Annotated in this window: 11 protein-coding genes; 5 read left to right on the top strand and 6 right to left on the bottom strand. The window is 64.1% G+C overall.

Annotation, left to right across the window (positions count from 1 at the left end; genetic code table 11):
* Positions 1–254: 254 nt before the first annotated feature.
* Positions 255–1,262: a pyridoxamine 5'-phosphate oxidase family protein gene (locus tag ASB58_RS15320; RefSeq protein WP_118131487.1), complete on the top strand. Its 1,008-nt coding sequence runs from the start codon at positions 255–257 to the stop codon at positions 1,260–1,262.
* 443 nt (positions 1,263–1,705) lie between these two features.
* Positions 1,706–2,851 carry an HPP family protein gene (locus ASB58_RS15325; protein ID WP_118131488.1) on the top strand — a complete coding sequence of 382 codons (1,146 nt, stop codon included), beginning with the start codon at positions 1,706–1,708 and terminating at the stop codon, positions 2,849–2,851.
* An 11-nt stretch (positions 2,852–2,862) separates the two neighbouring features.
* Here the strand turns inward: ASB58_RS15325 and ASB58_RS15330 are convergent, their stop codons facing one another.
* Positions 2,863–3,717, bottom strand: a complete 855-nt coding sequence (locus tag ASB58_RS15330) for a LysR family transcriptional regulator (RefSeq protein ID WP_118131489.1) — start codon at positions 3,715–3,717, stop codon at positions 2,863–2,865.
* A 133-nt stretch (positions 3,718–3,850) separates the two neighbouring features.
* Here ASB58_RS15330 and trhP point away from each other — a divergent pair, with 133 nt between their 5' ends.
* Positions 3,851–5,134, top strand: a complete 1,284-nt coding sequence (gene trhP, locus ASB58_RS15335; RefSeq protein WP_118131490.1) for a prephenate-dependent tRNA uridine(34) hydroxylase TrhP — start codon at positions 3,851–3,853, stop codon at positions 5,132–5,134.
* Here trhP and ASB58_RS15340 read toward each other — a convergent pair.
* A complete protein-coding gene (locus ASB58_RS15340) occupies positions 5,131–5,769 on the bottom strand; it encodes an isochorismatase family protein (protein ID WP_118131491.1) in 639 nt (212 codons plus the stop codon). The two genes, trhP and ASB58_RS15340, sit on opposite strands and share 4 nt — an antisense overlap.
* A 237-nt stretch (positions 5,770–6,006) precedes the next feature.
* Here ASB58_RS15340 and ubiM point away from each other — a divergent pair, with 237 nt between their 5' ends.
* Positions 6,007–7,179, top strand: a complete 1,173-nt coding sequence (gene ubiM / locus ASB58_RS15345; RefSeq protein WP_096005560.1) for a 5-demethoxyubiquinol-8 5-hydroxylase UbiM — start codon at positions 6,007–6,009, stop codon at positions 7,177–7,179.
* A gap of 7 nt (positions 7,180–7,186) precedes the next feature.
* Here ubiM and ASB58_RS15350 read toward each other — a convergent pair whose 3' ends face one another.
* The 4 genes from ASB58_RS15350 to ASB58_RS15365 are packed head-to-tail and all read right to left on the bottom strand — an operon-like array spanning position 7,187 to position 10,425.
* Complete coding sequence (locus ASB58_RS15350; RefSeq protein WP_118131492.1) at positions 7,187–7,903, bottom strand: LrgB family protein; 717 nt, start codon at positions 7,901–7,903, stop codon at positions 7,187–7,189.
* Complete coding sequence (locus tag ASB58_RS15355) at positions 7,896–8,246, bottom strand: CidA/LrgA family protein (RefSeq protein WP_118131493.1); 351 nt, start codon at positions 8,244–8,246, stop codon at positions 7,896–7,898. The genes ASB58_RS15350 and ASB58_RS15355 overlap by 8 nt, the downstream gene beginning before the upstream one ends.
* Positions 8,240–8,758, bottom strand: coding sequence for a DUF934 domain-containing protein (locus ASB58_RS15360; RefSeq protein ID WP_118131494.1), 519 nt, complete (start codon positions 8,756–8,758; stop codon positions 8,240–8,242). Before ASB58_RS15360 ends, ASB58_RS15355 begins: the two co-directional genes overlap by 7 nt.
* Positions 8,755–10,425 carry a nitrite reductase NirA gene (locus tag ASB58_RS15365; protein WP_118131495.1) on the bottom strand — a complete coding sequence of 557 codons (1,671 nt, stop codon included), beginning with the start codon at positions 10,423–10,425 and terminating at the stop codon, positions 8,755–8,757. The genes ASB58_RS15360 and ASB58_RS15365 overlap by 4 nt, the downstream gene beginning before the upstream one ends.
* 716 nt (positions 10,426–11,141) lie before the next feature.
* Here ASB58_RS15365 and ccoG point away from each other — a divergent pair.
* Positions 11,142–12,524, top strand: a complete 1,383-nt coding sequence (gene ccoG, locus ASB58_RS15370; RefSeq protein WP_118131496.1) for a cytochrome c oxidase accessory protein CcoG — start codon at positions 11,142–11,144, stop codon at positions 12,522–12,524.
* Positions 12,525–12,526 lie beyond the last annotated feature (2 nt).

Genomic DNA, 12,526 nt, shown 5'->3' on the forward strand with positions numbered 1-12,526 from the left:
AAACACAACATGGGCGCATTCTGCCGATACAAATGGCGGTGACATCTTGATCGAGATCAATTGACGGCAGGTTTTTTCCGCCCCCCGCAGACGCCACTCAACGACCGATCACCCTGCAGCCCAGAGCGGGCGGGGGATGGACTGCACAGCAGCCGAACAATAAAAATGAGTCGCATTAACGCCTTGCGCTTGCGCCAGGCGTTATCCACACTGAGCCTCCTTGGCATCACACAATCGCCCGCACAGGAGGTGACATGAGCGACGCGTTAACCACGCCCGAGCAGGTTCAGGCTGTTGTCGGCCAATTGAATGCACCGCGCGATCTGAAGGTCATCGACCATTTGGACAGCCATGCCCAGCGCTGGATCGGCCTGTCCCCCCTCGTGTGCCTGACCCTGAGTCAGGACACCGACATCAGCGTTACGCTGGGAGGCGGGCCGCAAGGCTTTGTACAGATACCCGACGCTCACCACCTGCTGTTGCCGCTGGCATTGCTGGATGACAGCGCGGCGGTACGCTCCGGTGCGTCCTTTGGCGCGCTGCTGCTGGTGTCAGGCATGAACGAAACCCTGCGCATCAACGGCACGGTGCTGGCGATCGAGGACGACATGGCTCGGCTGCAGGTAGCCGAGTGCTTCCTGCACTGCGCCAAGGCGCTGATGCGGTCGGACTTCTGGCAACCGGCCAGCAGCCCGAACACGCCAACCCAGCCATCGGCCTTTCTGGCCGCCAGCCGCTTTATGACGCTGGCGACCCAGGCCGCTGACGGCAGCGCCGACCTCAGCCCCAAGGGCGATCCCGCAGGCGCACTGCTAAAGGCGAGCGAGCAGCATGTCTGCTTTGCCGACCGCCCCGGCAATCGCCGCATCGACAGCTTTCGCAATATCGTTTCGCAACCGCGGATCGCCCTGCTGGCAATGATCCCCGGCTGCTTGCAGGTCGTGGAGGCGCGCGGCACGGCTGAACTGAGCACCAGCGACAACCTGCGCGCCGCCTTCCGAGTACGGGAAGCAACCCCCAAGCTGGTCACCCGCATGAGCGTCGACAGCATCGCCCTGCGCCACAGTCCGGCCCTGGCCCGGGCTCGCCTCTGGCCGGTCGTCGGTGCACCCGCGGGGCTGAACGGGGCAGATATCTTCAAGGCGCATATCCAGCTCAACCGCAGCGGCGGTGAAGCCGGGGACAAGGTCCGCGCGGCCATCGCCGTTCCCGGCGCACTGGAGCACGGGCTGAGTGAGGACTACAAGCACAACCTCTACTGAGCCGGCTGGCAGGGCATCTCCGGCGTTGGCACCAGGGCTACCAGGCGGTCAGCGGTGCGGCCTCGCCCCGTCAGCCCTGAGAGCGGAGAAATAAATTCAAATAAATCTAACTTTAAGGCAATTATTATTGATTATTCTTAAATGCAAGATGGCGGCACACTAACCCTGCTCACCTCTCGAGCCAACACCTGCGTTAGAGCCGCCATGATCCTCACTGCCAACCTTGCGCCCTGCCTCCGCGCTTCTCCCTTCGGACCTCGCGATACGGGTGTCTTGGCTCAGCGGCGTATTCCGGCATGACGCTGCTGCTCCTGCTGCTCACCCTGCTGCTGTGGTGCGGCATCTGCTGCTGCCTGTGGCGCTTTGTCGATGCACCACCCGACGCCCCCGAGCGCAAGACACACTGACCGCCCTGCCCCTCTTCATCTGCAACAAGCGATACCATGACCGACACCAGCAATCTGCCTGCCAGCCAGCCCCCTCAACGCCTCACGCTACTCGGCGCGCGGCAACTCAACAGCCGTCCGCGCGAATGGCTGCGCGCCACCTGCGGCGCGGCCATTGGGCTATTTGTCAGCGTCTGGGTATGCCAGCTGATGTTTGGCGCCGCCGTGGCCACCCTGCTGATCGGCCCGGTAGGCGCCTCGGCCATTCTGCTGTTTTCCGTGCCCTCCGGCGCACTGGCCCAGCCCTGGTCGATCTGTGGTGGTTACCTGGTATCCGCCGTGGTAGCGACGCTGGTCGCGCAGCTCGGCGGCCACAGTCTGGAAATGGCCGCACTGGCGGTCGCCCTGTCGCTGATAGCCATGTTTGCCCTGCGCTGCCTGCACCCACCGGGCGGTGCCGTGGCGCTGTGCGTGGTGCTGGCCGGGCCGGCGCTGCAGGCCTTGGGCGAAAAAGCCGTGCTGCCGGTGATGCTCAACGCCCTCTCGCTGCTGGCCATTGCCCTGCTCTACAACAATCTGACCGGCGTACGATATCCCAAGCGACCGCAACCGCAGGTCGACCTGCATCACACCAGCGACAGCATGCCAGAGATGCGCGTAGGCTTTACCGATGCGGATCTGGACGCCGCGCTGGATGACTTTGGCGGTTTTGTCGACCTGACCCGCGAAGACCTGACGCAGCTGGTGCGCAAGGTCGAGGATGCCGCCCGGCGTCGCAGCCTGGGGGGCATCCAGGTGGCCGACATCATGTCCCGCGACCTGCGCTGCGCTGCGCCCGAGACGCGGGTGCGCGAGGCGCTGGATCTGTTGCACGCTCACCGCCTGCGGGTGTTGCCGGTGCTCGACGCCGAGCGGCAACTGGTGGGCATCGTCAGCCTGACTGACCTGGCCAACTTTGTCGGCCGCAGCGGCAGTTTCCGCCTGCTGCGCCGGGGCGGCGGCGACAAGTCACCGCTGAGCGACGTGATGACCTCGCCCGTCATCGCGGTGTCGCCGCAACTGCCTATCAGTGAGCTGACTCCCATGCTGTCGAGCCAGGGCCTGCACTGTCTGCCGGTAGTCGATGAGGAAAAGCTGGTCGGCATGGTCACCCAGACCGACCTGATTGCGGCGCTGCAACGCAGCATGGTGCTGGGCGCCTGACCCGCAGCGGATCAGTCCCAGCGCTGTGACCAGTCATGGCTGTCCGTCGCGGCCTGACGCAGTAGCGTGATCGCCTGCTGCAGTACCGCACTGTCACGCTCGCGAGAGTAGACCAGCCAGGTCGGGAAGCTGAATTCCGGTGCCCGGGGCACCCGCTGCAGCTGTCCACTGTCCAGATAGCTCTGCACCACCCGGGTACGAAAATAACCACTGCCGCCGCAGCTGAGCAGGTACTGCAGGGCCATCGGCCCCAGATTGAAGGTCAGTTCAGCCTTGGCCTTGTCCGGCAGGGCGCGATCATGCTGCTGGCGAAAGGCGTCCCCCCAGTCGATGTAGATATAGGGCTCGGGCTGGCTCGGCAGACATACCTGAATCAGCTTCTCTTCCAACAGCTCCTCGACCTGCAGCCCCGGCCAGTAACTCGGCTGAAACACCAGCGCAGCATCCAGCGTGCCCTGCTCCAGCCGGCGCTGCAGCAACGCGCCCTCGCCCACCTCGGCACGCACCGCTTGAGCACCCAGCTCCGTGCGCAGCAAGCGCACCCAATGCAGCATCAGCGGGTTATAGAGACTGGTTTCGCAGCCCAGATGCAGCACATTGTCGATACCGCTGGCCAACGGCAAATCCCGCTGCGCTGCCTCCCAGGTCTGCACCAGCTGATTGGCGTAGGTGACAAACAGCTCGCCATCGGCCGTCAGTCGCGCGCCGCCCCGGTTGCGCACAAACAGGCGGCAGTTGAGCTGCGACTCCAGGCTCTGAATACGCGCCGTCACCGCCGCCTGAGTGACGTGCAACTGCTCGGAGGCTGCAATCAGGCTGCCGCTGCGGACAACTTCAAGAAAGGTTCTGGCGAGGCTGATATCCATAAGTCGGGCTCATCCCAAGGAAGCCGGCATTGTGCGTCATCCACCGGCAGCGGCCAAGGGAAGCCCTGATCTCGGTCAATACGTCAGACAGACGAAGCCACTAAGCTGCGACCTTTTTTCGCAGGTCCCGATCATGCCCAATGCCCCCGAACTGCTGGCCCCCGCCGGCACCCTCAAGGCCATGCGCTACGCCTTCGCCTATGGCGCCGACGCGGTGTACGCCGGTCAGCCGCGCTACAGCCTGCGCGTGCGCGAGAACGACTTTCACAACCCGGAAGTCATGGCCGAGGGCATCAAGGAAGCCCACGCACTCGGAAAAAAGTTCTATCTGGCCAGCAATATTGCAGCGCACAACAGCAAGGTCGCTACCTACCTGCGCGACCTGGAACCCGTGGTCGCCATGGGGCCGGATGCGCTGATCATGTCGGACCCAGGGCTGATCATGCTGGTGCGCGAGCGCTGGCCGGAGCTGCCGGTACACCTCTCGGTGCAGGCCAACGCGGTGAACTGGGCGACGGTCAAGTTCTGGCAGCAGCTGGGGCTGGAGCGCATCATTCTGTCGCGCGAGCTGTCACTGGAGGAGGTTGAAGAGATCCGTCAGCGCTGCCCGGATGTCGGCCTGGAAGTGTTTGTCCACGGCGCCCTGTGCATCGCCTACTCCGGCCGCTGCCTGCTGTCCGGCTACTTCAACCACCGCGACGCCAACCAGGGCGCCTGCACCAACGCCTGCCGCTGGCAATATGACGTAAAACCCGCGGTCGAAACTGCCGAAGGCAATATCGAGCCGGTTGCACAGCCGGTGCAGATCATCACCCAGCACGACAAACCCGACGAGCCGATGGCCATTGAGGAAGATGAGCACGGCACCTACATCATGAACTCCAAAGACCTGCGCGCAGTGCAGCACGTCGAACGCTTCGTGCAGATGGGTGTGGACTCACTGAAGATCGAGGGACGCACCAAATCGCATTTCTATGTTGCCCGCACGGTGCAGGTCTACCGCCAGGCGATCGACGACGCGGTCGCCGGACGCCCGTTCAATCTGGGCCTGATGGACGACCTGGAAAGCCTCGCCAACCGTGGCTACACCGAAGGCTTCTACCGCCGTCACCCACCCGGGGTGTATCAGAACTACGAACAGGGCGCCTCGCGCATGAGCCGTCACCAGTTCGTCGGTGAACTGGCCGGGGAAGATCGCGACTGGATCGAGATCGAGGTGAAAAACCGCTTTGCCATCGGCGACCAGCTGGAGCTGATGACCCCACAGGGCAACCACAGTCTTGTACTGGAAACCCTGCAGGATCGTAACGGCAACGCCATTGAGGTGGCGCCGGGCAACGGCCACCGGGTGCGTATTCCGCGCCCGCCGCTGGCCGATATGCAGTACGCGTTGCTGATGCGCTGGCTGGCGGCTTAAGCGGCTGTCAGGCGGCTAATGACATCCGCTGTCGTCGTTACCTCGCCAAACTCATAGGCAATGGTGCTGAGCGAGATACGTTGAATCTCCTCGGCACTGATGGCGCCGAAGCCCAGATCCGGGTAGTCCATCGCCGCGTTGGCGTCGCTCAGGGCGATCACCTTGTATTCCCGATGCACGCCGTCGCGGATGGTGGTTTCGCAGCAGACGTTGGTCACCGTGCCGCAGATGATGATGGTGTCCACGTCGCGGGCGCGCAGCACGGTGTCCAGATCGGTGCCGTGAAAGCCGCTGTAGAACAGCTTGTCGATGACCACGTCACCCGGCTGCGGCGCCAGCGCGTCGATGACCTCTACATTCGGCTCGCTGCGAGCCAGAATCTCGTCCACGTTGGGGTACAGATCGCGCATACGGCCGGTATCACTGCCGTCGCCACGCACGATGTGACGCAGGTAAATCACCGGCACATCGACGCCACGGGCGGCATCGACCAGTGCCTGAATGGGCTGAATGATCTTGGCGGTGTTCGGCACGTAGAGAGCGCCGTCCGGCTCGCAGAAGACCTTCTGCATATCGACGACGATCACCGCGGTGCGGCGCGGATTGAGGTCCCAGCGGACCAGGGGCTTGCTCATAGGGGCATCCTCTTGACGGAGGTAAGGGAACAGCGCGGCATTGAATACAGCAAATTTTGTACCTTTTGGTCTGTTTCAGCCCTAAAAGGTCCGGCCGACGCGGCATCGACACGGCTCGCACCGCGCAGCACACTCATCACCGCCTGCACCGACTCGGGGCAACCACTGACCCAGGACAATTAAACAGGGCAGCAAAGTGTCTAGACTGCGTTCTCCATCCTCGAAGGAGCGACTGTCATGCACTGCGATATCGCCATCATCGGCGCTGGCCCCAGCGGCCTGTGTCTGGCCCGGTCACTGGCCGACAGCGGCCTTGCGGTCACGCTGATCGAGCGTCAGCCCGAGTCTGCGCTGGCTGCCCCCGCCTTTGACGGCCGCGAGATCGCCCTGACCCACGCCTCGCGCAGGTTACTGCAGCAGCTGGATATCTGGGACCGTTTGCCCGCCGACGATGTCGCATTGCTGCGCGACGCCCAGGTGTTCAACGGCCCCTCGCCGTTCGCCCTGCAGATCCAGGCGCGCCACGCCGGCAGCGATCACCTCGGCCACCTGGTCGCCAATCGCGCCATCCGCCAGGCCGCCTGGGACAGCCTACAGGCCGCCGGCACTGCCACCGTGCGCGCCGGCACCCGCTTGCGCCACCTGCGCCAGCATAGCGGCGGCATTGAGCTGGCGCTGGATGACAGCAGCACGCTGGAGTGCAGCCTGCTGGTGGCCGCAGACAGCCGCTTTTCCGAGACCCGACGCCTGCTGGGCATCGGTGCGCAGATGAAGGACTTCGGTAAAAGTATGCTGGTCTGCCGCATGCAGCACGACGCCGACCACCAGCAGGTCGCCTGGGAATGGTTTGGCTACGGTCAGACCCTGGCGCTGCTGCCACTCAATGGTCGTCAATCCTCGGTGGTGGTCACCCTGCCGCCTCGGGATATCGAGCGGCTGCAGCAGATGAGCGCCACCGAGTTTGCTACCGAAATGGAACACCGTTTTGCCGACCGACTCGGTGGCATGACGCTGGTCAGCGAGCGGCATGTCTATCCGCTGGTGGGTGCCTACGCCAGCCACCTGACCGCACATCGCAGCGCCCTGATCGGCGACGCCGCCGTCGGCATGCACCCGGTCACCGCGCATGGTTTCAACTTCGGCCTGGGCAGTGTGCAGCGCCTGAGTACGCTGCTGCTCGACGCCCATAGGCGCAACCGCGATATCGGCTCCATTGCCCTGCTGAACCGCTATGAGCGCCAGCAGCGCCTGGCCACCTGGCCGCTCTACCAGGCCACCAACCTGCTGGTTGGCTGCTACACCAATGACCGCCTGCCCATGCGCCTGTTGCGCGGCGCGGCCCTGCGCGCGGCGCAGCAGCTCAACCCGCTCAAACGCGGCATCGCGCGCCACCTGACCGCCGGCAGCTGAGGGCCGGTCAGCCGCTGATCAGCTGCCATCCCAGCACCGCGGCAGGCAGCAGCAAGGCGGTCAGCACCCCCAGCGCGCCCATCGCCAGCGCAGAAAAGGCCGCACATTCATCGCCCTCCTCCAGCGCCCGGGCCGTGCCCACCGCATGCGCATTCATGCCGTAGGCCATGCCCCGCGCCGCCGGGTGATTGACCCCGGCGAGCATCAGCAACGGCGGCAACATGACGGTGCCCAATACACCGGTCAACATCACCAGCACCGCGGCCAGCGCCGCCAGCCCGCCCAGTTGCTCGGCCAGCGGCATGGCAATCGGCATGGTCACCGACTTGGTCGCCAGGGTCATCAGCACCGACAGGTCTGCCCCCAGTAACCAGGCGGCGAGCAAGGTCAAGGCCACGCTGGCGCTCCCACCGACCAGCAGTGTCACCAGCACCGGCCAGAGATTGGCGCGAATACGCCGCAGATTCCGATACAGGGGCACCGCCAGCGCGACCGTGGTGGGCCCGAGCAACCAGGCGATGGGCACAACAGCTTCACGGTAGGCGGCATAATCCAGCTGCAACAGGCGGATACCGGCAATGATCAGCAGCATGGTGATCAATACCGGCTGCAGCACCAGCCAGCCGGTGCGCCGGTAAAGCCAGAGTGCAAACACAAAAGCCGCCAGCGTCAGCGCGATGGCGGTCAGTGGCGCATGGACCACCTGCAGCAGCGCGTCAGTCATCTTCACGCCTCCCGTTCATCAGCCGTTGCATCAGCACGCCGCACAGCGGAATACACAGCAGCAGCGACACGACCAACCCCGCGCCAATCGCAGGCAGTTGCGCCAGCAGCACATCACCGCCGAGCAGAATACCGGTCGCCGGAATCGCCAGCATCAGCGGCAGATAGCCGAGCAATGCCGCGCTCGCCTGCTCCAGCCACTCAGGAATCCGGCCCAGCAGCACCAGCAACGCCAACAGCAGCAGCAAACCGATGACCGGCGCGGGCAGCATCGGCAACCAGACAGCCTGCAGCAACGCACCAACCGCCTGCATCACCACCAGCAACAGCAGCCCCTTCAGCATTCGCTGCTCCGTCGACGAAACAGCGGCCGCGGCTCAATCGCCGAGCGCCCATAGAGCACGCTCATGCCGCTCAGCCCCTTGATGGCATCCTCGACAGATTTGTCTTCGCGCACGGCAAAGGCATCAAAGCCGCACTGGCGCATGTGGCTGAGCTGATCACGCAGCACATCCCCCACCGCGCGTAGTTCGCCGGTCCAGCCGATGCGGGTGCGGAGCAGGTAAGCCTGGCTGTAGCCACGGCCGTCGCGAAAGCTCGGGAACAGCACGGCAATCAGCGGCAGTACCGCCAGATAGGGTTGCAGCCGCTCGGCCTCGTCATCGGGTTGCAGGCAGACCGCGTCGGCGCTGGATTCAAGGCCGCTCAGCACCGCCTCGGACTGAGATTGCAGCCAGCCGTCCAGACTGAGAATCCGGGGACCATCGGCGGGCTCCTCACCGGTCAGCGCCAGCGTCCACAGGTCCTCATTCACCCGTTCAGGCCCATGCTCGGTGAGCCGTATCAGATTGTTCATGCGCGCACCTCCTGCGCCGGATACACACGCGCCTTGAACGGGGCGAGGCCGATACGCGCGACGGTATCGACAAAGCGCTCCGTGCCCTGCCGCTGCTCGCGGTACACCTCGGCCAGTTGGGCAATCACCTCGGGCACGTCCTCGGCGCTGAAGGCCGGACCGATCACCTTGCCCAACGCGCTCTGCTTGCCCTGCGCCCCACCGATGGTGAGCTGATACCACTCGCTGCCGTTTTTATCGACGCCAAGAATGCCGATATTGCCAATGTGATGATGACCACAGGCGTTCATGCAGCCGGAAATGTTCAGGCTGATCTCGCCCAGATCCTGCAGCAGCTCGGGGTCGGCAAAGCGCTGCTGAATGGCCTGCGCCACCGGAATGGACTTGGCGTTGGCCAGCGAACAGTAATCGCCGCCGGGGCAGGCAATCACGTCGGTCAGCAGGCCGATATTGGGTGTCGCCAGGCCGAACTCGCAGGCCTGCTGCCAGAGCGCGTACAGGTCTGCCTTGGCGACATCCGGCAGCACCAGATTCTGTTCGTGGGCGACCCGAATCTCGCCGAAGCCAAAGCGCTCGGCCATCAGCGCCACCTGCTCCATCTGCTCGGCAGTCACGTCACCGGGCGGCATGTCGGCGCCGGGCTTGGTCGACAGCGTGACCGACACGTAGCCCGGTCGCTTGTGTGCATGGGTGTTGCGCTGCACCCAGCGGGCAAACCCGGCGTCGCGCGCCAGCGCGCTGCCAAATTCCAGGTCCACCGCTGGCTGTGGCGGGTAGCTCGGCGGCTGAAAGCTGGCGGCAACGCGCTCATACTCATCGCGGGTCAGCTCGGCGGGGCCATCCTTGATGTGCTGCCACTCGGCCTCGACCTCGCGGGCAAAAGCGTCTATGCCGAGCGCCTTGACCAGAATCTTGATGCGCGCCTTGTACTTGTTGTCCCGGCGGCCGTGGCGGTTATAAACCCGCAGCACCGCCTCGACATAGGACAACAGGTGCTGCCAGGGCAGCGCCCGACGGATCGGCTGCGACAGAATCGGCGTACGCCCCAGGCCGCCGCCGACCATGACGTCGAACAGCATCTCGCCCGCGGCATCCCGGTACAGATAGAGCCCGATGTCGTGCATCATCACCGCCGCACGGTCTTCGCTGGCCGAGCACAGAGCGATCTTGAATTTGCGCGGCAGGTAGAGAAACTCCGGATTGATCGTCGACCACTGGCGCAGAATCTCGGCCAGCGGCCGCGGGTCGAGCACCTCATCGGCAGCCACCCCGGCAAAGGCGTCGGTGCTGATATTGCGCACACAGTTACCGGAGGTCTGAATCGCATGCATGTCGACCGCCGCCAGCCGGGCCAGAATGTCACCCACCTGCTCCAGCTCGATCCAGTTGAACTGAATATTCTGACGCGTGGTGAAGTGGCCGTAGCCGCGGTCAAAGTCGCGGGCGACGCCCGCCAGCGCACGCAGCTGATCGGCCGACAGCGTGCCGTAGGGAATCGCCACCCGCAGCATGTAGGCATGCCGTTGCAGATACAGGCCGTTCTGCAGGCGCAGCGGCAAAAACTCCTCCTCGCTCAGTTCGCCGCTCAGCCGCCGGCTGATCTGATCACGAAACTGGGCCACCCGCTCGGCAACCAGCGCCCGGTCATACTCATCGTAGTGGTACATGCTCACCTCTCGGCAGGCGGCAGTTCCCGCCAGCAGCGGGCCTCCCGCACAGTATCATCAAGGCGGCCACTATGCGGATGCAGCTGAGCCCATACCAGCCTCAGATCCTGCTAAAAAAACCGTATCAGTGGTACTGAAAGCGCTGTTTTTCCTAAAGCGCAAGGCAACACCGCATGCGGTTGCAGTGCGGCTGTTGACCAAATACTTGAAGGATTGAGTGTGCACTGGGTTTCGTCCCCTTTACGCGGGCGAGTAGCGCAGGTTTGGCGGGAAGAAGAGCGGCAGCCTGTCTGAGGCTCGCAGAGCCGAGTTCTGCCGATCCCCGTCAAACCGAGCCACACAGCGAACTCGAAGGGCCGCGTAGCCGGGTGCCCCTTGGCTCGCCGTGAAGGCGAAAGGCTGATTCAGAAGCAGCCCGCGGGCCCTCGCCTGATGAAAGTCGGCAGGCAAACGAGAGACGCCTAAAGTTAGCCTTAGACCTTTTTGAGTCCTCACAAAGCCTGCCGTCAGCGCCCATGAAAAGCATACGCGGACACGCCTTTGGCTTAGTCCGCACTACGGCTTCGTGCATGCGCAGAGAAGGCAAACACGCTGCGCCGGCCAACGGCACGGACCGCTCCATCTGATATGGTTTTTTGCGTCCAATCTGAATCTGTTACCAGATCAGCTATCCCCGCATCATCGCCACAGCCTGAAAATCCAAGAGCCGTGATGCCATGACCAGCCATATCCCCCTTAAAGACCTGACGCCCGCCCAGCAGGGCGGACCCATTCATACCCGCAGTTTCAAGGGCCTGTACCGCAACTTGCGCCTGCTCGGAGCCGGTGCACTGATGCTGCTGTTTTTCGGTACCGCCTGGATCGACTGGAACGGCCAGCAGGCCGTGCTCTGGGATCTGGACAGCAAGCAGTTCCATATCTTCGGCGCGACCTTCTGGCCGCAGGACTTCATCCTGCTGTCAGCCATTCTGATGATTGCCGCCTTTGGCCTGTTCTTTATCACCGTGGTCGCCGGCCGGGTCTGGTGCGGCTACAGCTGCCCGCAGAGCGTCTGGACCTGGATGTTCATGTGGGTGGAGAAAGTCACCGAAGGCGAGCGCCACCAGCGCATTCGCCTGGACGCCGCGCCCTGGTCGCTCAACAAACTGCTGCGCCGCGGAGCCAAGCACGGGCTCTGGCTGGCGATCAGTCTGGCTACCGCCATCGGCTTCATCGGTTACTTCACCCCGGTGCGCGATCTGGTCGGCGACCTGCTGAGCTGGCAGGTTGGCGCGACCACCGCATTCTGGCTACTGTGCTTTACCGCCGCCACCTACTTCAACGCCGGCTGGCTGCGCGAGCAGGTATGCCTGCACATGTGCCCGTACTCGCGCTTCCAGAGCGCGATGTTTGATGCCGACACGCTGCTTGTGACCTACGACGCCGCACGCGGCGAAGCCCGCGGCCCGCGCAAGAAGAACAGCGATCCGGCTGCCGCCGGGCTCGGTGACTGCATCGACTGCACCGTCTGCGTGCAGGTCTGCCCGACCGGCATCGACATCCGCGACGGCCTGCAAATCGACTGCATCAGCTGTGGCGCCTGCATCGACGCCTGCAACGGCATCATGGATCAGATGGGCTATCAGCGCGGGCTGATTCGCTATACCTCCGAGCGCGCGCTGGCCGGCGGCAAAACCCACTGGCTGCGGCCGCGCCTGGTCGGCTACGCCATTGCCCTGTTGCTGATGATCGGCGGACTGGTGTGGGGGCTGCAGGAACGCCCGCTGATCGATCTGGACATCAGCCGGGACCGCAGCGTGTTCCGCGCCAACAGCAACGGCGAGATCGAAAACATCTACACCCTCAAGGTGCTGAACAAGACCCAGCAGCCCCGTGAGTACAGCATCAACCTGGAAGGCGCCGAGCGGTTCAACACGCAAGGTCTGGGCAACCTGCAGGTCGCCGCCGGCGAAACCCGCACCGTCGCCGTGCGGGTCAGCCGCCGCGATCCGAACGCTGCCGCCGGCAGCGAGCCGCTGGCGTTTGTAGTGCAGGATCTGAACGACACAGCGAGCAAGGTCAGCGACGAGAGTACCTTTGTCTCACCGATGACGCGTTGATA

It is taken from the genome of Pseudomonas abyssi (assembly GCF_003444685.1).
GTDB classification, from domain to species: domain Bacteria; phylum Pseudomonadota; class Gammaproteobacteria; order Pseudomonadales; family Pseudomonadaceae; genus Halopseudomonas; species Halopseudomonas abyssi.